The sequence below is a fragment of the Acetivibrio clariflavus DSM 19732 genome, assembly GCF_000237085.1.
Classification (GTDB): Bacteria; Bacillota; Clostridia; order Acetivibrionales; family Acetivibrionaceae; genus Acetivibrio; species Acetivibrio clariflavus.
On sequence record NC_016627.1, the window covers coordinates 2071255 to 2094070 of the forward strand.

Sequence of the window (22816 nt, forward strand, 5' to 3'; positions counted from 1 at the left end):
CTTTTGTCGGTTAAATCCACAAAAAAATTGCGAGAATAAAAATTCTCGCCAAAAAATTGTAAATATGAGAATGGTCTAGGCCAGTCAACAGGCTGCTTAAAAATTTTATGTAAAAATTAAAATTTTAAACAGCTGTCAATGTTATTTGAAAATAACATTAACTAGACCTTTGTTCATTATATTATTTATTTAAGAATTTTTCAATTCTATTTAACCCTTCTTTTATATTTTCTAAAGAAGTTGCATAAGAGAGTCTCACATGAATGTCGGTTCCAAATCCTGATCCCGGAACCAATGCAACTTTTGCTTTTTCAAGGAGTAACTCTGCGAAATCATCGGAACCGTTTATTTTAACTCCATCAATTTCCGTTCCTATGAATTTGGATATATTCATCATTACATAAAAGGCACCGTTTGGTTTTATACAGGACAATCCATTAATGGAGTTAATTCTGTCAACCATATAATCTCTTCTCTTGACAAACTCAGCCTTCATAATGTCAATAATGTCTTGAGGGCCCTCCAATGCAGCCAGCGCTGCTTTCTGTGCTATAGAATTGGGGTTTGATGTTGCATGGCTCTGAACATTACTCATGATAGTAGCTATTTTTTCGTTTGATGCTGTGTAACCTATCCTCCATCCTGTCATGGAATAGGTTTTGGATACTCCGTTAACTATTATAGTCAAATCCTTTATCTTATCATTGAATGATGCAATGCTAACATGTTTGTAACCATCATAAATAAGCTTTTCATAAATTTCATCGGATACAACAAATATTCCCTTGCTAACAGCAATATCAGCAATAGCTCTTAGCTCATCCTCGGAATATATCATTCCTGTAGGATTACTTGGACTGTTTATAACTATTGCTCTTGTTTTTGGAGTTATAGCCTTCTCCAATTTTTCTATACTTAACTTAAACCCTTCTTCCTCAGTGCTGTTCAATATTACAGGCACTCCGTCTGCAAGTTTTACCATTTCAGGGTAGCTTACCCAAAAAGGTGCCGGTATAATTACTTCATCTCCAGGATTTAAAATTGCTTGAAAAGCATTTACCAATGAATGTTTTGCACCATTACTTATAACAATGTTGGATGGTTTGTATTCAAGTTTATTGTCATTCAGGAATTTATCACAAATAGCTTTTTTTAATTCCAATGTACCGGAAGCTGGAGTGTATTTAGTAAAACCGTCATTTATTGCTTTTATAGCAGCATCTTTTATATGGTCAGGAGTATCAAAATCTGGTTCACCGGCTCCAAAACCGATTATATCTATACCTTCTGCTTTCATTTTTTTTGCTTTTGCATCTATAGCAAGTGTTGATGATGGACTAATTGATTGTGCTTTTTTTGAAAGTTCCATTTTTAACCCTCCACAATATGTTTTATGTACATCATTGTAATACATTATATGCTTTTTTGCAAGTTATTGAATCGATTTATGCAAAATTATTTTAATGTTTTAACTTTTTTGCCTTTACATTTCTTTATTTTAGAGAGTAAATCGTATACGCTTGTTTTCAAATTTCTTGCGATAAAATATAAAATAAGTTACAATTTAGCCCGGCTACAATTAAATTTATTTTAATGACGGCAATGAATAATTTTTTAAAATTGCTCAATGTTTATGAAAAAAAGCTCATAATGGAACGTAAATTAAGAAAAAGTTTGAATTACAAATTCTTTGAAGGATTTGGAAAATGCAAGTTATGATATTTGATAATTCAAAATGTTAATTTATAGTAATTAATAATATATTATGTTTTTTACTAAAAATTAAAAGATAGTTTATGTTTTCATAAAAAAAGCGTCTCCTGCCTGTTTTAGAAGACGCTTTAAGATGGGTTGCCTATTTGACTTTAAGCTGTTTATTCCATATCTTTGACAAGCCTTAAAAAATTTTCTGAAGCAAATTTTCTAATTATTTCATCTGAGTAGTTTAACTTTGCCATCTCTTCAAATACTATACTTATATTTTCAATTCCTTTTATATCTTCCGGTGTTTTTTCTATACCGTCAAAATCTGCACCTATTCCTATATGATCGGGACCTGCTAAAGAGACTATATGCTCTATATGTTTTATTATATCTTTTACAAATGCTTTTCCCTCATCATTTAAGAATTCAGGATAAAAATTTATTCCTATTACACCACCGTTCTTTGCCACTGCTAAAATTTGATCGTCATATAAATTTCTTGGGTGGGAACAAATTTTTCTTGCATTGGAGTGAGACACAATCACTGGCTTAGAAGTTGTCGCCATTACATCCCAAAATCCCCTTTGAGAAATGTGTGACAAATCAACCAGCATTCCCAGCCTGTTCATTTCAGCAACAAGCTGCCTTCCAAAGGGTGTCAGTCCGCCTCCCGTCTCTTCATCTTTCACGCCGTCGGCTATTTCGTTTCTATAATTCCATGTAAGACAAACACTCCTTACTCCAAGACGATAAAAATTCCTCAATGCTCCCAGATCTCCCTGAAGTGCTTCACCACCCTCAATAGAAAGCATGGCAGCAATTTTCCCCTGTGACAAAGCTGTTTCTATATCGTTATAATTACAACATAACATTATATCGTCCTTATATATTTCCAATTCACTGTAAAATCGATCAATAATTTGCATTGCTCGTTTCATCGCATATGCAGGAGAATATATGGGGGCAATAAATGCTGCAAAAGTTTGAACACAATTCCCTGCTTTTTTTAATCTTAATATATCTATGTGGCAATTATTGCTGTATAAATTGGAATTTAATTCCATTATTTTGGTAATGGTATCACAATGGGCATCAAAAATTATCATGTCCTCTCTCCTATTCACCAGAATAAAAACATTTAATTTAGTATAAATGGCAGAATAAAAAATAATAAATAATGTCTATGTGTTGATAAATTCCAAATCTTTTAAATGTATTACATATAAATATATCATATCCATATCATTTACATAAATTATTGAATATAAGAAACTTGGTGAAATTCTTTCCATTGTTTACTGTAATAATCTATGACTATAGAATTCAAAATATGAAAATGAGATGCATTAAACCAATATTTTGTATTTCATAACATCAATCACATAAAAATAAAAGAGCGAAGGCATTGATTTGCACTTCGCTCAAGATAATCAAACTATTTGCTTGCTGCCGGAAATTCTTTAATCATACCCAACAGGTACATTTTCATAAGTGCATAGTCAACGGAATTTATATCTCCGTCTCCATTAACGTCTGCAGCTATTAAACCGTTTTCTGACGGGAATTCTTTCATCATTCCCAAAAGATAACTCTTCATATAAGCGTAGTCAATGGAGTTTACCGTTTCATCGCCGTTTAAATCACCAAAAATTACTTTTGTTACCGGAGTAGGTGTTGGTGTTGGTGGAGGATTAACCGTTGGAGTAGTTCCGTCGGGCTCTATACCTCCTACAAGTACGCCGTCATCGTAAACACAGATATAATCTGTTTTTGCGGGTACACCTTTCCAGCTGTCATTAAAGACTGGCAGATCCTGGTGACTCCAGTCATCGGACGGATCCCAATAGTTTTGCCAAGCATAGGTTCCGATAGCAAACTGGTATTTTTTATTGGAATTGGCAACCGGGAAATCAGGCCATTTTACTTCAACGTAATAAATATTGTCTTTGTAATGATGAGGTCCTGACAATACGGCAGCATAATTGGTTTCAGCCGCTGTCTGGTCATATAACTGTCTTAATTCTATTTTATTTGGATCAAGGGAAGTCATACCTGTTGCGTCAAAATAGTATCTTACCGAGATATTCTTTGATGGTTTTCTTGCATTGGAATAAACATAAAGTGTAACTTCAGTAGCTTTCGGTCCATCCGATTGAACAATGTCAACACAGAATGCTTCTACCCAATATTTACCTGCACCTGTATCATCATCAGGATTGTCAACAACTTGCTTTGGTGGGAAGTTTGGAGTAACTTTCATTGTTTCATCTCCAAAGTATTTGTAAAGACCGGCACATGCACCAACAAATGCAGCATTATAGTCTATTGCCACTTCATTATAAATATAATCGGATGTCACATCAATATGCTGGTCTTGAGAATCGGGACCTCCAACTAAAGCACCATAAAGAACATATTTATGCGGATTTGGATCTTCACATCTTGACAATCCGGATGCTGCCCTGTGATGAGGATATTTAACGGAATTTTCGCTATAACCTACAATGTAACAACGGTTCAACGGATTTTTACCCATTATGTAGTCCATTTGTGATTTTGCCCACTCACTGTATTTTGAAGGCTTATCACCATGATGCTTGTCATATACCAAAGCTAATAACTGTGTAGCTGTGTTATATCTTGCTGAACCCCATTGATTAAGGAATGCATATCCTCCCGGAGTTATAGTAACGGTAACTCCATTCATCCAATTGTCTACAGTCTTAGCTATCTGACTCCAGAAATCTATTTCTTCGTAAGGACTCTTGTTGGTAGCTGTTCTATAGGCATTTTCAAATTCGTCACTGTTTTTATCGTACTTATCATCAATTTCAGCAATTATGCACGCTGTACCTGCCCAAACGTCGTTCCAGCAATGAGTCCAGCAGGAAGGTGCATAATAGTCATAGTATTTCCATACTTCTTCCAAATAGTGATAGTCTTCTGTTGCCAGGAATAGCCATGCTGCAGCCCAGCAATAATCATCCTGCCACTTTAATGATGTATAATAGCCTTTAGGACCATCGGCATTACAAGACTTTTCTGGAGTTTTTTCTGCAAATTCAAACAGGGCTTTTGCATATTTAAGACTTTTTGCTGCATATTCAGGGTCTTCATCTTTAAAATTCATATAGTTGACTGCAAGAGAAGCAGCTGCTGCCGAAACGCAGTCGGTTGAAGGCAGTTCTTCATTGGCGAACCAACCTCTTCTGAACATTTCATCAATTTCGGGCGCATTCCAATAAGCGTGGTCAACATCACCATCGCCTACCTGGTAGCAAAAAGCTACAAGTTTACCCGATTCATCAAGGAATGTACATCTCATAAAATAGTCGTTAAAATATCTGAGAATTGTTTTGATATGAGAATCCTGCCCTGTAGCTTCGTAGGCCTCCCTGAATTCATAAAAACCCCATCCGAGTGTGGAACCGGCATAAGCTTCCGGCATACCGAACTTAACATGGTCTCCGGCATCGTGGAAACCTCCCGAAACATCTACAGTGCCATCCCCGTCGGGATCAAGTACATGTCTGTACTTTTCAATAAAGCTGTCGCTCATGTTGGTGTTGACCGAGTCAAGAGGAAGTTTTGCATCATAAACATGGCAATTTCCTCTCCAATCGTACAGGTTATTTTCTTCAACACCAGGTCCGCACATGTTTGCATCATAGAAAAATTGAGAATACTGCAGTGCTTTTGCATAGTTTATTTCCACATCAGCAGCATATGCAGGCGATATACTTACAGGTATTATTGCTGATGCAGCTATTGCAGCACTTGCAACCAAAGACTTTACTTTCGTTGAAAATCTCTTACTCTTTCCCATCCTCTTCCTTCCTTTCATAAAAATTTATGTGGTAGGTTTTAAATACTGAAAATAAATTACTCTTACACCTTCAATAAAAATTGCCAATTTGTGTATTAAATTTTAAGCAAACATGGCAAAATTAGACAAGGTGACTTCCGATGTTTTTAAGAATAAACATCAAAAAACACAAACCAACTTGTCTAAGTAAAAATGGTGCAAGAAAATAACTTATTTCAGTGATTTTGGTATTATAAAAGTTTAAACACCCCCAATAACTATAATTGTAAATAATATATCTATCTATATATATAATTACGAAAATTGTCACTCATTTTTATAGCATAGGATAAAAAACACTTTCTCAAATTAATAGTACTATATTTTTAACGTTGATACAATTACTTTAATTACAAATTATCAGGATGATTTTATGCATTTTTATTTTGAAGTTTTAATTGTTCTAACTTGCCATTCTCTGCAAAACTGTAATATTTGTCTCCACATACTATTATATGATCTATAACTTTAATGGAAATGGATTCTAGAGCTGTGCATATGGTTTTTGTGGCTTCCATATCTGCTCTTGAAGGGTTTAATGTACCTCCGGGATGATTATGGGCAAGAATGACACTATTGGCTTTATGCCTTATTGCAGCTTCCACAAGAAGTCTCGGATATACCGGGGCTTCATTTATAGTTCCTTCGTGAACCAGTTCCGAATAGTTTACTCTGTTTTGAGCATCGAGACATATAATAAAAAAAGCTTCATAGTTCCTTCCGGCAAAAAGTGATATGGCATAATTCCCAGCCTTAGACGAACTGTTAAGTTCCGGCTTGGGGCCCCATTTATCATTGTGGTATCTTCTTGCCAAATGAGGGATGAGATTTAAAAGAAATGCAGTGTTTTCACCTATGCCAGGGATTTTTACAATATCTTTGATATCCGCATCAAATACACCCGATAATGAACCGTATCTCTCCAATAGCTTGTGAGCCAATTCATTGGTATCCTTTCTGGGGATTGAATAAAAAAGAAGCAGTTCCAAAACCTGATGGGGTTCAAAACTGTCCAATCCTTCTTTCAAAAATCTCATTTTTAACCTCTTTCTATGACCTTCATGCACTGTTCAACCCCTCCAAACTGTATGGAATTCAACCAGTGTCAATCAAATATAAAAAGAATTAATATAGAGATGTATTTTATTAACAAAATAATAAATTAGTGCCTTAACCGGAAAATTAAAAGGCATTTTTAATCAGATTTATTTTTTCTACAATCAAAGCCTCTTTTTCCTTTTTTATATAGACTTCAACAACATCAAAACGAATGTACTCATTGTATAATCGGTTCTTTGATATAAAAACCTGTGCCAGTTTCTTAATATTCTCCTGCTTTCTGTAATCTATCGATTCACTTGGGAAACCGTAATCTAAATTGCTTCGGGTCTTAACTTCAATAAAACATAAATAATTGTTTTCCCGGGCAATTATATCAATTTCACCTAATTTTTTATACCTGAAATTCAAGAACAGTATAGAATAATTCTGCTTTTTAAGAAATTCCGCAGCAATTTTTTCTCCTTCTGTTCCTAACATTTTTTTATTATTCAGTATGTTTTCCATTTTCTGTCCCCGTATTTTTTATCAATACTGTTTACAAATACAAGAATCTCAGCAACAACTTCATAAAGCTCCGGAGGAATTTCATCTCCGATGCTGAACTCATTAAGTGCACTTACCAGTTCATCATTTTGATATATGGGTACATCGTTTTCTATGGCTTTCTCTATTATTTTTTCAGCTACCTGGCCGCTTCCTTTGGCAATTATCTCCGGTGCACGGTTTTCTTCCGGAGAATATTTTAAAGCTGCCACCTGTTTTATCTTTTTTTTCTTTTCCGGCATTTTTAATCACCTTATTTGAAGTTTAAATTTTATAATCTATCGATTGTTTGTTTGAACCTATTTCTTTCAACATCATGCTTTCTGCATTTAGAAGATTAACTTCTTCTGTCAATCTGTATTTTATATCTACAAGTTTGTATCCCTTATCCAACAGGCTGTTGTACAATTGTATATGATTTTCTCTTATAAGGCTTATAATGGACTGTTCCTCGACTCTGATATTCAAACTTATATTTTTTTTATATACGGTAATTAAAGAATCAATTTGTCCCAAATTAGGTGTATTAAGTGATACGAATACAGTCATATTTTGAGGATCTATTTTTTTACCCCGGGATTTTCTTTTAAGTACATAGATCTCGCCGGTTGTGTCCTTGCCTTGTATATTTAAAGGTAATTGTATATATATACTTTGATTGTTTATATCGTTAATAAACTTTATGCTGCTTTGCAGATTTTCTATTTTATTCAATATCTCATTCTTCTGAAGAGTAGCTGACTGTTCTATCACACTTTTTATTGCTTCGAGCTTATGGTATATATCTTTATAAACCCTATTTATTTTTAAGTCATTTCCGCTAGTTTTCTCGGTGACTTTAATATAAAGCTTTTCAAAGGCTTCTGAAATTTTCTGTTTATAATTATCTTGATTCTTTATTGATTGCTCTTTCGACACTTCGAAACCGGAAACTGTTTTAATTTCCTTTGTATTTTCTTTTATTTGCCGAAATATATCTTTTATGATATTTTCTAAGGATTTTTGCTTATAAATATCCATTTCTTCCAAACCGGTCAAATTATCTTTTAAGTAATGCAAAGCTTTATTAACAAATATATTTTCCTCTTCTTGCAACTTTGTACCTTGTTGCAAAGAACTTTCCATAAATCTATTTACAAACTCTTGCATTTTTTGTTTAACTTGTAACTGCATTTGACCATTCTTCTGTTCATAAGAGGAAAATACCGATTCTGTAACACTTCGTGAAATCATTTCCTGACTGTAATTGAATTGCTGAACGTTTTTTTCCGAAGTATAAGTCTCATCCGAAGGATTTTCATTGAGTATTTGACTTAAATGTTCTAAAACATCTTCATCGTTCAGGTTTATTAATGCCTCAAACGTGCTTTTAAGCATTGCATCGACTTTTTGCTTCTCATCCACAATCTTATTTAGAAGGGCTATATTTTGCTTTTCAGGCTCAATTTTATTTGCAATGAGGAACGCAACTTTTTGAGCTGTAACGTTCTTAAATGCTGTTATTGTATCTGAAATCTTTTTAAAAATATCTTTATCCAGTGGAATTTCATTCTGTTTTATTGCCTCTGCAATTTCAATATTATTTTTGTCGGGTTTTATACCCAGTTCCATCAACTGCTTTTTTAAATCCAAATTTGCATCGTTTGTACTTTTGGGATTATAATTATTTTCTTTCAAAGTTTCCAGCACAATCTGACCGTTGGAATTGCTTTTTACGATAAAATCCAATATACTCCCCTGTTCCGCCTCTATAGAAGATAGAATCCTGGCATTAAAAACAGTACCGTCAAATAACTTGAGCGTTAGCTGGTTGGCATTGGCATCAAGTACTTTGGCCCTTATTATATCGCCGGCAGAAAGTTTTTCAAGTATATCCGGCATATTCAAAGTATTTATATCCAAATTGGTAAATATGCTTTCTATTTTCATCTCTGTACTCCTTTTAGCAAATCAAATTCCATTCAGCATTTTTTTTACAACTTATTTTAAGTATCGGTTAAATCAATAGTTTTTTTTAGCATTAACATTTTCTTGAGAAATATAAATATCGCAATTTTTGTCTTATTTTTTCAACTAAAATAATAAACGCACAATACCCCAATCGAAATATTGTGCGTTCAATATAATTTTTTCTGTATTATATAAGTTTATAAATGCCTACATCTCCTTTTTCTTTATCCATTGTTGTTTTTTATATCATATCTCATTAAAATTCAGCTCTTATTGTACGGGAAATTTATTTATAAAACCTAAAAGATACATTTTCAAATAAGCATAATCTATGGAATCTATTTTTCCATCACCGTTCAAATCGGCAGCTTGCATATCGTATGGAGTCGGGAAATCATATATTTGTCCCAACAGGTACATTTTTAAGTAAGCATAATCAATAGAATCAACCCTATTATCATAGTTTAAATCCCCTATAACGACAGATTGCGGAGTAGGTGTTGGTGGCTGATACGGTGTTGGAGTAGCTGTAGGTGTTTGAGTGGCCGTGGGGAAACCGTCAGGATAATATCTTATGTATTTATATTCAGCTGTAATAGGAGTTCTGCCGTCAAAACGTCCAAGCCATTCGTCAACGCCTATTCCCGGCCATAAATTCATCATTATTTTACCGGGTGTTGAAGGTATATTTCTGGTTCCTGTATAAACTTTGACGCCATCAACATAGTAACTTATATAGTTGGGTCTCCATTCAAATCCATAAGTATGGAAATCCTGCGAAGCATCAAAACCAAGTCGGTGGTAATATTCATTACCTCCCACTCCATTTTTGTACCAGTTAAACTGTACCATAGTTGTGTCTTTTCCCAGGAATTCTATATCAATTTCATCCCACGGATTATTGTCACTAGGTCCTGTATAGGTGAAAAAGGACGATACAATTCCAACATTTTTGGCAGGTTTCATTTTTACTTCATAATATCCATATCCAAAAAACGCCTTTGTACGGTATTCACCACTCTTGTACGGATAACCTGAGCCGGTGTCATCCCTTGTAAGAGTAAGGAACATACTGCCATTTGAGAATGAAACCTGAGATGGTCTCCACACACAATTAAACGGATTTCCGTTTGGCCAGTTGGCGGATTCGAATAAATTGGAGTCAAAATTGGAAAAATTGGCTTCGAAATATGTGTTTACCACCTGTGCGGCAGGCACATTAAAAGGTGTATGAACAATCGCCAGTGAAGATACCAGAATTGCTATACACAATTTTTTTAAATACATTGATAACATTAATATTCCCCCTTTAAAAATTATAAGGTGTTAATTGCCATATTTTATATTCAATTTTGTTTGTTATTTCGGTATTTTTGTTTTGGAAGCTTGGTATATGAATACTGATATGTGACTATAACAGTTTTTCGTAGATTGCTATGAAAAGAGTAAAAAGGAAACACAATTTACTAACACGTGTTAGTTATATTGTAAACTACTTGTTTAATTTTGTCAATAACTTACCTAAATAAAGTAAACAAAGTTAACTAAAATTATTTGTTACTTTCTAAAAAGTATCATTAATAAAATTTTGAATTTATAAAAAAGCATCAATTATCAATTCTTTTACATGATGCTCTTTCTACTATGGTAGTATCAACTATCTTTACTTCAGGAACAAGCTCTTTTTTCTCAATGGACTTTATAAGCAAGTCGGCAGATAATTTTGCAGCTTCCGGCAATGAGACATTAACCGATGTAAGCGGCGGATACATGTACTGGGATATTTGCGAGTTATCAAATCCTATAACGGATATGTCGTCCGGAATACTAAGCCCCATTTCTCCTATTGCCTTATATGCTCCAATCGCCATAGTATCGTTACAGACAAATACAGCTGTAGGTCTCCTGCTGGATTTCAATATCTTTTTCATGCCTATATATCCGCTATATTCTGTAAAATCTCCGTAGGCAATATAATCCTCGTTTAGCTGTATACCGTTTTCTAAAAGAGCCTGCTTAAAACTTTCAAACCTTACACTTCCCGAAAGTTTAGTGATATCTCCCGTAATTATTCCTATATCTCTATGACCTAAATCAATGAGATATTTGGTAGCTTCAAAAGCACCTTTATAATTGTTCAGATTTATATATATCGCCTTGTCCTTGTTTTCTTCAGTTACATTAATATCAACAGCTGCTATAATAAAATCTTTTCCTATAACTTCCAATATTTTTTCGTATTCATTATCCTTGCTTCCAATAATAACTCCACCATCAATCCTTTTTTCGCAGAAGGAGCTTTTAATTTTCCAAAGTTCATCGGAACTGTAAACGGTAGAAACGAGAACATAATACTGAGCCTTGTTTGCCTGGTCGATAAAAGCGTTTATAAAGGGGGAAAAATATGAATTGCCGTATAAAAGATCCTCATTGTTCTCAATAACATGATGAGGCTTTTCATTATCTTTTATATCAACAACAAAAACTCCCAGTGTCGAGCTTTTCATCCCGACAAGTCTTCTTGCAGAGGAATTGGGATAATAGTTATTTTCTCTTATGGCTTTAAGAACCTTTTCCCTTGTTGCTTCAGGTATATCGGGATAATTGTTGATTACACGGGAAACCGTGCTTCTGGATACTCCAACTATTTTTGCTATTTCTTTGCTGTTCATATTCACCACCCGTTTACTTCATTATACTTCATTAATGTTCAAATATTTTTATCATTCTCAATAACCTATAAAGTAAAATTCTTTGTGAAACTTACCCGGTGAATGGGACAGATTCCAAACTTCCTGATAGCCTCTATGTGTTCTTTTGTGCCGTATCCTTTATGTTTTTTGAAGCCATATTCGGGATAAATCGAGTCCATTTCTTCTAAAAGCCTGTCTCTGGTTACTTTTGCTATAATCGAAGCTGCTGCTATTGATATACTGAGAGAATCACCTTTTATTATTGACTTTTGCGGTATTTTCAAACTGTCCAGCTTTACAGAGTCGATAAGGAGTAAATCAGGTTTTACTTTGAGACTTTCAACAGCAATCTCCATAGCCACTTTAGTTGCATTCAGAATATTGAGCTCATCAATAATTTTTTCGTCAACAATCCCTACTTCATAGGCAACAGCTTTTTCAGTTATTTCCGAAAACAGCTTTTCTCTTTGCTTTTCGCTTAATTTTTTTGAATCATTGAGCCCGTTTATAAACACATTTTCAGGAAGTATTACAGCAGCGGCTACAACCGGCCCTGCCAAAGGACCGCGGCCCGCTTCGTCTATACCGGCAATATATTTTACACCTTCACTATAGGCCTCTTTTTCATAACGGCGCATATCCTCAAATCTCTTAAACTCTTTTTCCCACTGAAGCTTCTTCTTTTCATACTTTACGATTAACTTGTCCACCTTTGTGCCGTACTCTTCTTTAAAGGCATATAACTTATTTAATGCTCCGTCAATACTCATTTCTTCTATAATAGCTTCTATTTGCTTCAAAGTAAGCTTTTCATTCAGTTGTGTCATTTATTATATCCTCCGGTTTTTCAAGCGTTATTTTGCCGATTTTACCACCCCTCAGCTCATCCAAAACAATTGAAGCAATTCTAAGCATATCAATTTCACCACCAGAAATAATACAGCCCCTGTTTTTTCCGGCAATTTGTAAAAGTTCAAATCCTGTCTTGCCTTCAATGGAAGTCAGCTTGTAACGTTCCATCAAGTTTTTGGGGTATAACCTTGCCAACTTTTCAAAAAGTATGGAAGCCAGTTCTACAGTATCTATTACATCATCCTTTATTGCTCCGGTTATTGCAAGATTTATGCCCACTTCAGGATTTTCAAATTTAGGCCATAATATGCCGGGGGTATCTAATAGCTGTATCTTGTCGTTGACATTTATCCATTGCTTACCCCGGGTGACACCAGGTCTGTCACCTGTTACAGCACTGGCTCTGCCGGCAATTTTATTTATTAAAGAAGATTTCCCCACATTGGGAATTCCCACAATCATCGTTCTAATAGGTCTTGAAATTCTTCCTTTTAGCTTATCTCTTTCAATTTTATCCTTCATAAGATCCTGCATCTTATTTTTTAACAGATTTATATTCTTTCCTTTAATTGAGTCAATAAAAATATTGGCATAACCTTTAGAGTTATACCACTTGCTCCAACTGCTTGAAATCTTTTCATCGGCCAGGTCGGACTTGTTCAATACTATTATTTTGGGCTTATTCTTAAATATATCGTCAAAGTCCGGGTTCTTGCTGCTTATAGGGATTCTTGCATCCAAAAGTTCTATTACCACATCTACTAACTTTATATTTTCAGCCAATATTCTCCTGGTCTTAGCCATATGACCGGGATACCATTGTATATTCATTTTTTCCTCCTGTTAATCGTAAATACTTCCGAATTCTTTCAGCGGCCTGATTCTAAAAACCGCTTTTCCCTTTATTTTTTCCATATCCACAAATCCGAATTGCCTGCTGTCTTTACTGACCTCTCTATTATCACCCATAACAAAAACTTTATTCTCCGGTACAACACAAGGCAATTCAAAACTTTGCTTCACAGTAGAACCTTTTACGTAAGATTCCTTTTGCTTGTTACCGTTTATATATACATAGCCGTCAATTATATCTATTTCATCGCCGGGTAATCCTATAACCCTTTTTATATAGTCAATTTCATTTTTTGGCGGAATCAAAGAGGATAAAACAGGGATATTTTTAGCTATCGGAATATAGTCAAGGTTTCCTTCAGAAACCTTAAATACAATTATATCCCCTCTCTTCGGCGGAACAAAGGTGTATACAATTTTATTGACAAGCAAAACCTGCCTGCTGTATAGAGTATTCTCCATGGATGGCCCTTCAACTACTACCCATTCAAATACATAAGCTCTGAGTATAAGTGCTATAAATATAGCCACAATAACCACCAAACTCCATTTAAAAGCTTCTATCAAATAGTTTGGTCTTTCTTTTTCATAGTCTAGGCCGAATTTATCCATTTCTTTCACTTTATCTTTATTTTTCGAATTATTATACTCCATAAATTACTTCCCTATTCCCTGTAATCTTATTATATTGATATAGCTTTTCAGTATAACTAAAATATCTGAATATGAATAAAATTACAATAAATAAAAGATCTAATGATTTTTATTATATCATTATATTATTTTTTGTAAAATAATCTGTTACAGGTAAAAGACATATTTATTTTTATAATCGGGAAAATTTTCGGTAAAATCAGAAATAAAATTCTAAATATTGATATCATTTCTTTATACTAACCCATTTTCGAAAAAGGAGTAATATAACAAAAGAGACTTGACGTCTCTTTTGTTTATATTAGATATTAATCCAACTTTGTTTTTACTTTCGCAGCTTTTCCTACTCTGTTTCTTAAGTAGTAAAGCTTTGCTCTTCTTACTTTACCTTTTCTTACTACTTCAACACGTTCAACATTCGGAGAGTGAACAGGGAAAATTCTTTCAACTCCAACTCCGTATGAAACTCTTCTTACTGTGAAAGTCTCTCTGATTCCGGAGCCTTTCAAACGGATAACAGTTCCTTCAAATATCTGAATTCTTTCTCTGTTACCTTCTTTAATCTTAGCATGTACTTTTACATAATCGCCCACTTCAATTTTAGGCTTCTCAGCTTTTAACTGTTCTTTTTCAATTGCTTCAATTACATTCATGACTAGCAATCCTCCCTCCTGCCTAGACGTTCTTGTATTTAACAGCGGACCGTCCGTATTTCACAAGTAAGAATTATATCATATAAAATGCTGCTTGTAAATGATTATTTGTTTATTTTTTTGCTTATTTAAATTGCAAGTTTAATTGCCTTACAAAATCTTACAGAACCCTGTTTTAAGCGACCACAATCTTTGCCATTTCATTCGCAGTTCGATAACCAAATATTCTCCTTGGGTAATTGTTCATCCAGTGCTCAATCCTTTTTATCTCTTTCTCCGTTAGTTTCCCTATATCCGTCCCTTTAGGAATAAATCGTCGAATCAGCTTATTAGCGTTTTCATTCGACCCTCGTTCCCATGAACTGTATGGATGTGCATAATATATCTTTAACCTCATCTTACCAGGAACAAGCACTGATGCCTCAAGCCCTTTGCTGTCCAGAAACTCTGTTCCATTATCTACTGTGACCGTTTTAAACAGTTTGGTAAACTTCTTCCCATACTTCCTTTCCAGTTTGTCTATCTCTTTCTTTACCGATGCCTGGCTTTTATCCGGCATCTTACGTATTATCTCCTGCCTCGTACTCCGTTCCGTCAGTACCAACAATGCTGCTCCCTTTTCTCCGCCTTTGCCAACTATACAATCCATCTCCCAATGCCCATATTCTCCTCTTTCTTCTATATGTGCCGGCCTTTCTTCTATGCTTGTCCCCCTCAAATTCTTTAATGCTATCCTTACTCTTCGGTATTTCCTCTTCTTCTTGTTCCGCTTTACCGGAAGGTCTTTGTTGCTTATATTAGCAAATATCCCTTTGTCTATGTAGTTGTATAGCGTCTTTGTGCAGATCATGGCTCTGAACCTTAACCCTTTGGCTTTTATCTCTCCTATCACCGCGTCCGGCGAATATTTGTCCTCTTTTATCCTCTTCTCTATGTAATTGGCTAGTTCATGGTCATGCCCGATCTTTAAACCCGCTCCTTTATTTGATGACGCCTCTTCATATCTTCGTTGTCCTACGTCTGCACAGTACTTCACTGAATAGGTCAGATCGCTGTTTAGCAACCTCACGCTGCCACGAGCTATTTCCCGTTCTATAGTCCGTCTGTCCCTTCCCATTACTTTGGCTATTTCCTTTGGTTTCTTACCTTCTTTCAATAATATTTCAATTTGATACCGTTCCCTCACATCCAGGTGTTTAAAACTTCTTCGTTTAGTGGTATTATTAAGGTGACTCATTTCGGACCCTCCAATATGTTTTGGTTTTGTCACTTAAAACATTATCAGAGGTTCTGATTTGAGTCACTTCTTTTTTATCATGTTTGGGCAATTAATTTTACAACTTACCTTATTTTTTTGCTTAACTTGTATTCGTATCGTTTATAAAAAAATATAAAAAAGACGGTCTAAGTTTCATTGTTTCAAAACATAGGCCATCTTTATTTTTATATTGATGTTAATGTATTAAAACCCATGGCATTTGTGCTGCTTTTGCATAATATCCATGCTATACGGATGCTTATGTAGCACTGCTTTAAATACCGCTTTTTAGAATCCGTATAAAATTGACATTCTCATGCAGTTTTCTGCTGGGTTTTAATTTACAGTCCTTTCGTCATAAAAATTTACAGTTCTCTCACCGTTCATCTTTTTTCTCTCCCTTCAATATCAGTATATTACACCTTTTGCTAATGGTGTTTGTCCTATGTTATTCTAAAAAATTATACGAACACATATTAGTATGAACATTTTTTTAATTTTTAGTCATTAAATTTTCATTTTTACTAATTGAAATTACAACTCCGTCTCCCGGAAGTATCCATTCCTTAAAACCAATTTCCAATCCGTTATCCATAGGTTCTTCAATCAACAAGTCCTTATGATTTCCCATAAAACCGAAACTATGCCAAGATAATTGATAAGAGGGGTCATTAATTATAAAAATAAGGTTATATTCTTTACAAGGCTTTGTTATTTTATTTGAAAAACAAACATCATTAAGCGGAACAATTGTTTCAATGACCATATCAATAACCTGCGACTTTTTTACTTTTATATCCCAGAAGGTATGAACATCTATGCAATAAGCATCATTGCTGTCCGTACAGTTCTCTTTTATTATGAGGCTGTCATTAATTTCTTTTGTATAGTCTTCCGAGTCAACAGTAAACTTCTTGATAATATATAGCTTATCGATATCCACATTTTCGACCTTTTGCATTTCAGCTCCAAAAGGGATTCTGACAACGGCTTCCTTTTTCGAAGGATTTACAATTTCAAATTTTTTTCTGATTGTTTTTGTTATGTAATTTTCACAGATTTTGCATTCTATTTTGGTTTTATAGTATTTGTAATAGCAATCATTCAGCAAAGATGACAATTCCTCCTGAAAGAAGATATAGAAATTGTCTTTATCGTGATTGTTATCTCTAAAATACAGTTCAGCTTCTATTTTTGACTTTAGTTCCTTCATCTCACATTTGCTTAATCGGTTTATGAATCCATTGCTGACAAGAGATTCGGTAGGTTCCATCCAATTTTTTAATATATTTACAAGTGTGGACGTTATAATTGCCAAGCCCAAACTTTTTATTCCTGCGAGCAAGGTGTCACCCAGAATGCCTAAATAAAATGCATTCTTTGGAGGAAAGAACAGTTCAAAATAGGATGCAGCAAATATGAATGCAGCCCCTATAAAAAAGGAAATTTTTGTTACTATGCGAATTCTCTTATTCATAACATCTCTCTCCAATAAACATAATCCTATTCTATATATATTATGTAATTCAGGCGTTTATTCCTATATTTTGACATATGACAGCCATAACCAATAGCAATGATATCTGAGTTAATTGAACTGCTATGTGTGTGTGTATCGTAAATGAAATCAAATTGTACAAATTTTACAATAATAAAAATTTACGATATTTTTTGCCAATACATATCGGCGGAACATAAAAAGTACCCGACCGTAAAAACAGCCGGATACTTAACATTAACCATAAAAATTTGTTTTTTCAAAATGCCGCAGAACTTACTATTTTACATTAAAAACATGAATATAATGCCAAAAGCAATATAAATCATTTACCGAAAATAGAACTAAAGAAACCTTTTTTTGATTTTACAGAATTGAGAAGCTCCTCACGAATTGTAAAAATTTCTTTATCATCGGAATCCAACTCCTGTATTCTGTCACAAACTATAAGAGCTTCTTGATTTAACCCCTTGTACCTCAAAATATATAACTTTAAGTACAGTAAATTTATATTGCTGCCGTCTTGTTTTAAAGCAGTCTGGCACAGTTTTTCCGCTTCTTCAATTCTATCAAGCTTGTAACAGGCCCAGGCTTTATTTCTTAATGCCGGCAGATATTCCGATTCAATCTGAAGTGCCCTGTCACAGTCTTCAATACATTCTTTGTATTTACCCAAACTGTAATAAGCATGACTTCTGGATATATAGTAACTAGGTATACTGGGATCTATTTCAATAGCTTTATCCAAATACTTCAAAGCTTTTTCAAATTCCGAAATATTCCCCAAATTATACCCAAGCGAATAATAATAAGCAGCACAATATGGGTTCTCTTCGATAGCTTTTTTATATTCCGAAATAGCTTCGTTATACCTGTACTGAAAGGCATAAAAATCTCCCTTAAGCTCATAGAACCTATCTAAATTTTCCAATTTCATATTTATTGCGTTATCCAACGTCTTCAATGCTTCATCATTTCTTGAGTTGTTCAATAAGCTCAATATCTTGTAATAATAAGCTACGCTATATCTTTCATCCTTTTTTATAGCATTGTCAAAACATTCAACAGCCTCACTGAATTTATCTTTATTATATAGACAAAGGCCTTTGCAAAAATATACTTCTTTACTAACTTCGTCTTTATTAGTTTCATCCAATTCAATGGCCTGGTCACAGTATGATATGGCATCATCATATTTTTGCATTAAGCGCAATGCATTAGCTTTTTGATAATAAAGCCTGCTATCTCTGAGACCGTATTCTGCAGCCCTGTTAAAAACATTAAGAGCTTCTTCCAACTGTCCTACTTTTATGTAGAGCTTCATTTTTATTACGTATATGTCGATTAGATAAAGAAAGATACTCAATGCCTCTTCACAAGCTTCAAGGCATTCCTGATACAGTTCCAATCCTAAAAGTGCTTCAGCCTTGTTCTTATAACCATGAGCCATATACGGATCTATTTTTATTGCCTGATTGGCACTTTCCAATGCTTCCGAGTATCTTTTAAGTTTGTTCAAGGCAAATGCCCTGTTGCTGTAAGCTACAGCATCTTGAGGATTCAGCTCAACAGTTTTATCGTAATAAGCTACAGCTTCTTCATACTTATTAAACTCATCAAGCATACAAGCCTTGTAAAATGTAATGTTATAGTCGTTAGGATACAACTTGTAAGCTTTATCAACAGTTGCGTAGGATAATTCCTTTTTGCCCAAATTATACAAAACTTTACAAAGCAGGATATACATTTCGCTATTAAACTGTACTTTTTGTTCAATCTCATTTAATACATTAAAGCTTTCCTCTGTTTTGTGGCAAGCATACAAAGCTTTCGCCAGCTTAAATTTCAACTCAATATCTTCAGGTTTTTCTTCAACAAGTTTGTTCAGCTCTTCCAAATAAAAGCCATAGGCCGAATTTAACAATATTCTTGCATCTCTGTTATATTGAATAATATCTGTAAGCTTTTCAAAATATTCTGTAGCCTCTTCATACTTACCAAGGCTCATACAGCATTTACCTATGGAAAATAAAATATCAATAAAATCGGGTTTTATGTTAAGGGCCTGTTTATAATCATTGTATGCCTCAATAAACTTTCCCAGCCTGAAAAACAGATTACCTCTGTAGTAATAGGCAAACAAGTCATCTTCATAACTTTCCAAAAGCTTATCTAATATTGCCTTTGCCTCTTCAAGCTGACCGTTTATCATAAGATATCTTGAAATCAAAATCTGCAAATCGGGATGGCTTTCGCATACTTCTTTTGCATTCTCCAAAGCTTTTTTGGCATTATATAAATCGTATTCTTCCAATGCACTGTTTGCTTTACTGTACTCTGTAAGAAAATATTCTTCCTTGCCTTTTTGACAATTCTTAACATATTCATATCTGAAATAGGTTTTGTTTGTTACTTTGTAAATCACAAAATCAATGAAATTTTTCGGGAACGTCTGGTAAAGACTTTCTTTTTTTGAAGTCCAGGAAAAGTAACTGTTAAATAAAGTCCATATCTCATATGGAAAATTATAGTTTTCCATTATAAATGCCAAAATTCTGTCACTTATTTCTTTTCCCGTCTCAATATTATAGCAAATATCACTGTCCAAAAGCTGCCTCCAGCAGTTTTCATCGATTCTTTTTTCAAAGTTGTCATAGCACTCTTTAAACTTTTCCATAAACTGGTCTACGGGAGTTTGAGGTTCCGCAGCTACATCTTCCTGACTGGCTTTGGCAATTGCCTCCTCATATGCCTCTCTTACTCTTTGAAACCCTTCAGGATCGCTTTCCGGGCTGTGAATCCTAAGCATTTTTGAATAAGCTCTCTTAATTTCTTTTACATCCTTTGTAGGATTAATTCCTAAAACCTGAAAGCAATCCATCTTAAAATTCTCCTTTCAAGTCTAAAGATTCGAATATTTCCATGATCCTCTTTCTGGTTTCTGCAATAAGTTTAGGATCCTGGGTATCAAGCACTTCCTCAAACTCTCTTAATAGCTGACCTATTTGCTGACGGGTAACTCCTATATTCTCTTCATACAACCTTTCACCTTTGGCAATAAGAAGCTTATTCTCCTGATTATCCCTTGGGTGAATCTTAAGGTGAGCCAAATTTTCAATTCTTTCAGCTATTTCTTCCTTGGTCATGTGCCCCGGGTCCTTTTCAATAATTACACTTTTCTTTACACCGGTTGATACAACAGTTACTTCTACTTCCAGAATTCCGTTGATATCATATGTAAACCTTACATCAATAGCTTCTTCCCCTGCCGGTTTTGGCGGAACAGGTACATTTATCTCGCCAAGAAAAATATTGTCTTTTGCCAGGCGGGATTCCCCCTGCAAAATATCGACGTTTATATACTTTTGATTGTCATAAATGGTATACAGTCTTTCCACTCTGCTAACCGGTACAGTAGTATTTCGTTCTATGATGGGCAAAAAGTGTCCCGGTTCATGATAACCCTGAGCTCTTCTTATGGAAACACTGGTTCCAAGCGTATAGGGACATACATCGGTCAATATAACTTCCTTAATAGGTGCCGATTTACCTTTAAGTGCAGCTTGTATTCCTGCACCAATAGCTACCACTTCATCGGGATTTATATTTATGTATGCAAGTTTCCCGAACAGCTTACTTACAAAAGTACGTACCAAAGGAAGCTTTGTTGCTCCTCCAACTAAAATAATGGACTCGATATCACTTAGCTTTAAAGATGCATCACTCAACGCACGTTCTACAGGCTCTCTGAGGCGCTGGAACAAATGCCTTGAAGCCGATTCAAATTCATCAAGACTTATCTCATAGGAAAGATTTTCACCATTGATGGTACATTCAATTGTAGCTGTCTTCTTTTCGCTGAAGGATCGTTTTGCAACTTCAGCCTGTTTCTTTAGCATAGCAGCGGTTTTTTGGTCCAAATCCTTCTTATCGATTGAATGATGTTTTAAAAACTGAGATACAAGTATTTCGGTAAAATCTTCTCCGCCCAAATAGTTATCACCTGCCACTGCCCGTACTTCCATTACATTCTCAAACAATTCAAGGATAGATACATCAAAGGTTCCGCCACCTAAGTCAAAGACCAAAATCTTTGTATCGGCATTCCTCTGATGCAATCCATAGGCAATTGCAGCAGCGGTAGGTTCGCTAATCAGGCGTTCAACCCTAAGTCCTGCAAGTTCCCCTGCCCTTTTTGTAGCCTTTCGCTGCGCATCACTGAAATAGGCCGGTACGCTTATAACAGCCTCAGTAACCGGCATTTTAAGGTAAGCTTCCGCGTCCTCCTTCAGGGATTTTATAATTAGTGCCGAGAGTTCTTCCGGAAGAAATTCTTTTGTTCCAAGAACATATTTCTTTTTTGTGCCCATGTTTCTTTTAAACACGGAAGCACTCAAATGCGGATGTGTTATTTGTCTTTCTTTGGCAATTTGACCGACCAAAATTTCTCCATTGTCATCTATACTGACCACGGACGGAGTAAGATTTTGTCCTAAAGAATTCGGAATAACAATTGACCCCTCTTCAGTCCAATAGGAAACCAAACTGTTTGTTGTACCCAAATCAATTCCAACAATAGCCATACTGTCCTCCAAAATCACTCATATCTAAATATTATCTAAATATTATACTAAAAATGCTATATTCTATCCAGTGCTTTTTATATAAATCAAGAAAGACTTAGACTATAAATATCAATTCTATAGGATTATTTTAAATTGCTGCTTTTATAGATATAATCACGGCTAAAAAAATATACTCCTTCTGTCTTTGAATAAATTTTCACTCTCATTGTTATTTATTATAACTTTTTTTATAATTAGTCAAGTGTAGCTTTGTTTTGTATTTACTTATTTATCGGTAAAGTAATAGATTTTACTGATAAAATGAACTAATATCAGCATATAAAAAATACAATAAAATTTCAACAAAATATAACAAAAAAGTCCAAAGAAGTTAATTATAAATGATTGAATCTAAATTTCAATGGTAATATAATAATTTCATACGTAATTTTATACGTGGGCCTGTTTAACTTCAAAGATAATAGAATCTGTTACATCATATCTTTATAAAAAGCTATATAAAAAAATCTTCTGTCGGCATTCATTCCGCTGCTTATTTTTCATTTTTCAATTATTAAGGGAGTATAAAATCTTGTTTTATATTATTTAAAAGAATTTGCAGTAATTTGAAAAGTGAATATGGAATACTACGCAGTGAATTTTTTAC

Annotated in this window: 17 protein-coding genes; all 17 read right to left on the bottom strand. The window is 34.4% G+C overall.

Translation table 11 applies throughout. From position 1 onward, the window contains the following. Positions 1-181: 181 nt before the first annotated feature. Entirely contained in the window at positions 182-1369 is a 1188-nt protein-coding gene (locus tag CLOCL_RS08800) for a pyridoxal phosphate-dependent aminotransferase (protein ID WP_014254999.1), read from the bottom strand. Positions 1370-1874: 505 nt separating this feature from the next. After that, positions 1875-2810, bottom strand: coding sequence for a dipeptidase (locus tag CLOCL_RS08805; RefSeq protein WP_014255000.1), 936 nt, complete (start codon positions 2808-2810; stop codon positions 1875-1877). Between the two features lie 329 nt (positions 2811-3139). Then, on the bottom strand, positions 3140-5530 hold the full coding sequence (locus CLOCL_RS08810) for a glycoside hydrolase family 9 protein (protein WP_014255001.1): 2391 nt from the start codon (positions 5528-5530) through the stop codon (positions 3140-3142). Between the two features lie 410 nt (positions 5531-5940). Beyond that, positions 5941-6606: a RadC family protein gene (gene radC / locus CLOCL_RS08815; protein WP_051411345.1), complete on the bottom strand. Its 666-nt coding sequence runs from the start codon at positions 6604-6606 to the stop codon at positions 5941-5943. A 145-nt stretch (positions 6607-6751) separates the two neighbouring features. Continuing rightward, positions 6752-7135 (bottom strand): YraN family protein, encoded by a 384-nt coding sequence (locus CLOCL_RS08820; protein ID WP_014255003.1) that lies wholly within the window; start codon positions 7133-7135, stop codon positions 6752-6754. Further along, positions 7120-7416, bottom strand: a complete 297-nt coding sequence (locus tag CLOCL_RS08825) for an EscU/YscU/HrcU family type III secretion system export apparatus switch protein (RefSeq protein ID WP_014255004.1) — start codon at positions 7414-7416, stop codon at positions 7120-7122. The genes CLOCL_RS08820 and CLOCL_RS08825 overlap by 16 nt, the downstream gene beginning before the upstream one ends. 22 nt (positions 7417-7438) lie before the next feature. Continuing rightward, positions 7439-9103 carry a flagellar hook-length control protein FliK gene (gene fliK / locus CLOCL_RS08830; protein ID WP_014255005.1) on the bottom strand — a complete coding sequence of 555 codons (1665 nt, stop codon included), beginning with the start codon at positions 9101-9103 and terminating at the stop codon, positions 7439-7441. A 291-nt stretch (positions 9104-9394) separates the two neighbouring features. Continuing rightward, on the bottom strand, positions 9395-10420 hold the full coding sequence (bglS, locus tag CLOCL_RS08835; RefSeq protein ID WP_014255006.1) for a beta-glucanase: 1026 nt from the start codon (positions 10418-10420) through the stop codon (positions 9395-9397). 311 nt (positions 10421-10731) lie between these two features. Then, complete coding sequence (locus tag CLOCL_RS08840) at positions 10732-11796, bottom strand: LacI family DNA-binding transcriptional regulator (RefSeq protein WP_014255007.1); 1065 nt, start codon at positions 11794-11796, stop codon at positions 10732-10734. Positions 11797-11861: 65 nt separating this feature from the next. Beyond that, the gene (locus CLOCL_RS08845) at positions 11862-12644 is read right to left on the bottom strand and encodes a ribonuclease HII (protein ID WP_014255008.1); all 783 of its coding nucleotides are present in this window, start codon (positions 12642-12644) and stop codon (positions 11862-11864) included. After that, the gene (gene ylqF, locus CLOCL_RS08850; RefSeq protein WP_014255009.1) at positions 12628-13500 is read right to left on the bottom strand and encodes a ribosome biogenesis GTPase YlqF; all 873 of its coding nucleotides are present in this window, start codon (positions 13498-13500) and stop codon (positions 12628-12630) included. The genes CLOCL_RS08845 and ylqF overlap by 17 nt, the downstream gene beginning before the upstream one ends. A 12-nt stretch (positions 13501-13512) precedes the next feature. Further along, complete coding sequence (lepB, locus tag CLOCL_RS08855; RefSeq protein ID WP_014255010.1) at positions 13513-14175, bottom strand: signal peptidase I; 663 nt, start codon at positions 14173-14175, stop codon at positions 13513-13515. Between the two features lie 308 nt (positions 14176-14483). After that, complete coding sequence (rplS, locus tag CLOCL_RS08860; protein ID WP_014255011.1) at positions 14484-14828, bottom strand: 50S ribosomal protein L19; 345 nt, start codon at positions 14826-14828, stop codon at positions 14484-14486. A 175-nt stretch (positions 14829-15003) separates the two neighbouring features. Further along, entirely contained in the window at positions 15004-16065 is a 1062-nt protein-coding gene (locus CLOCL_RS08865) for an IS30 family transposase (RefSeq protein ID WP_014253858.1), read from the bottom strand. Between the two features lie 514 nt (positions 16066-16579). After that, on the bottom strand, positions 16580-17563 hold the full coding sequence (locus tag CLOCL_RS08870) for a hypothetical protein (RefSeq protein WP_014255012.1): 984 nt from the start codon (positions 17561-17563) through the stop codon (positions 16580-16582). Between the two features lie 346 nt (positions 17564-17909). After that, a complete protein-coding gene (locus CLOCL_RS08875) occupies positions 17910-20465 on the bottom strand; it encodes a J domain-containing protein (RefSeq protein ID WP_014255013.1) in 2556 nt (851 codons plus the stop codon). Position 20466: 1 nt separating this feature from the next. Further along, complete coding sequence (locus tag CLOCL_RS08880) at positions 20467-22167, bottom strand: molecular chaperone HscC (protein WP_014255014.1); 1701 nt, start codon at positions 22165-22167, stop codon at positions 20467-20469. Positions 22168-22816 lie beyond the last annotated feature (649 nt).

What these genes read in the sequence shown, in the direction of transcription:
- CLOCL_RS08875 (WP_014255013.1), bottom strand. Translation starts at nt 20,465, where the DNA reads ATGGATTGCTTTCAGGTTTTAGGAATTAATCCTACAAAGGATGTAAAA.
- ylqF (WP_014255009.1), bottom strand. Translation starts at nt 13,500, where the DNA reads ATGAATATACAATGGTATCCCGGTCATATGGCTAAGACCAGGAGAATA.
- CLOCL_RS08865 (WP_014253858.1), bottom strand. Translation starts at nt 16,065, where the DNA reads ATGAGTCACCTTAATAATACCACTAAACGAAGAAGTTTTAAACACCTG.
- CLOCL_RS08840 (WP_014255007.1), bottom strand. Translation starts at nt 11,796, where the DNA reads ATGAACAGCAAAGAAATAGCAAAAATAGTTGGAGTATCCAGAAGCACG.
- CLOCL_RS08800 (WP_014254999.1), bottom strand. Translation starts at nt 1,369, where the DNA reads ATGGAACTTTCAAAAAAAGCACAATCAATTAGTCCATCATCAACACTT.
- CLOCL_RS08845 (WP_014255008.1), bottom strand. Translation starts at nt 12,644, where the DNA reads ATGACACAACTGAATGAAAAGCTTACTTTGAAGCAAATAGAAGCTATT.
- bglS (WP_014255006.1), bottom strand. Translation starts at nt 10,420, where the DNA reads ATGTTATCAATGTATTTAAAAAAATTGTGTATAGCAATTCTGGTATCT.
- CLOCL_RS08820 (WP_014255003.1), bottom strand. Translation starts at nt 7,135, where the DNA reads ATGGAAAACATACTGAATAATAAAAAAATGTTAGGAACAGAAGGAGAA.
- CLOCL_RS08825 (WP_014255004.1), bottom strand. Translation starts at nt 7,416, where the DNA reads ATGCCGGAAAAGAAAAAAAAGATAAAACAGGTGGCAGCTTTAAAATAT.
- fliK (WP_014255005.1), bottom strand. Translation starts at nt 9,103, where the DNA reads ATGAAAATAGAAAGCATATTTACCAATTTGGATATAAATACTTTGAAT.
- CLOCL_RS08870 (WP_014255012.1), bottom strand. Translation starts at nt 17,563, where the DNA reads ATGAATAAGAGAATTCGCATAGTAACAAAAATTTCCTTTTTTATAGGG.
- CLOCL_RS08880 (WP_014255014.1), bottom strand. Translation starts at nt 22,167, where the DNA reads ATGGCTATTGTTGGAATTGATTTGGGTACAACAAACAGTTTGGTTTCC.
- CLOCL_RS08805 (WP_014255000.1), bottom strand. Translation starts at nt 2,810, where the DNA reads ATGATAATTTTTGATGCCCATTGTGATACCATTACCAAAATAATGGAA.
- lepB (WP_014255010.1), bottom strand. Translation starts at nt 14,175, where the DNA reads ATGGAGTATAATAATTCGAAAAATAAAGATAAAGTGAAAGAAATGGAT.
- radC (WP_051411345.1), bottom strand. Translation starts at nt 6,606, where the DNA reads ATGAGATTTTTGAAAGAAGGATTGGACAGTTTTGAACCCCATCAGGTT.
- CLOCL_RS08810 (WP_014255001.1), bottom strand. Translation starts at nt 5,530, where the DNA reads ATGGGAAAGAGTAAGAGATTTTCAACGAAAGTAAAGTCTTTGGTTGCA.
- rplS (WP_014255011.1), bottom strand. Translation starts at nt 14,828, where the DNA reads ATGAATGTAATTGAAGCAATTGAAAAAGAACAGTTAAAAGCTGAGAAG.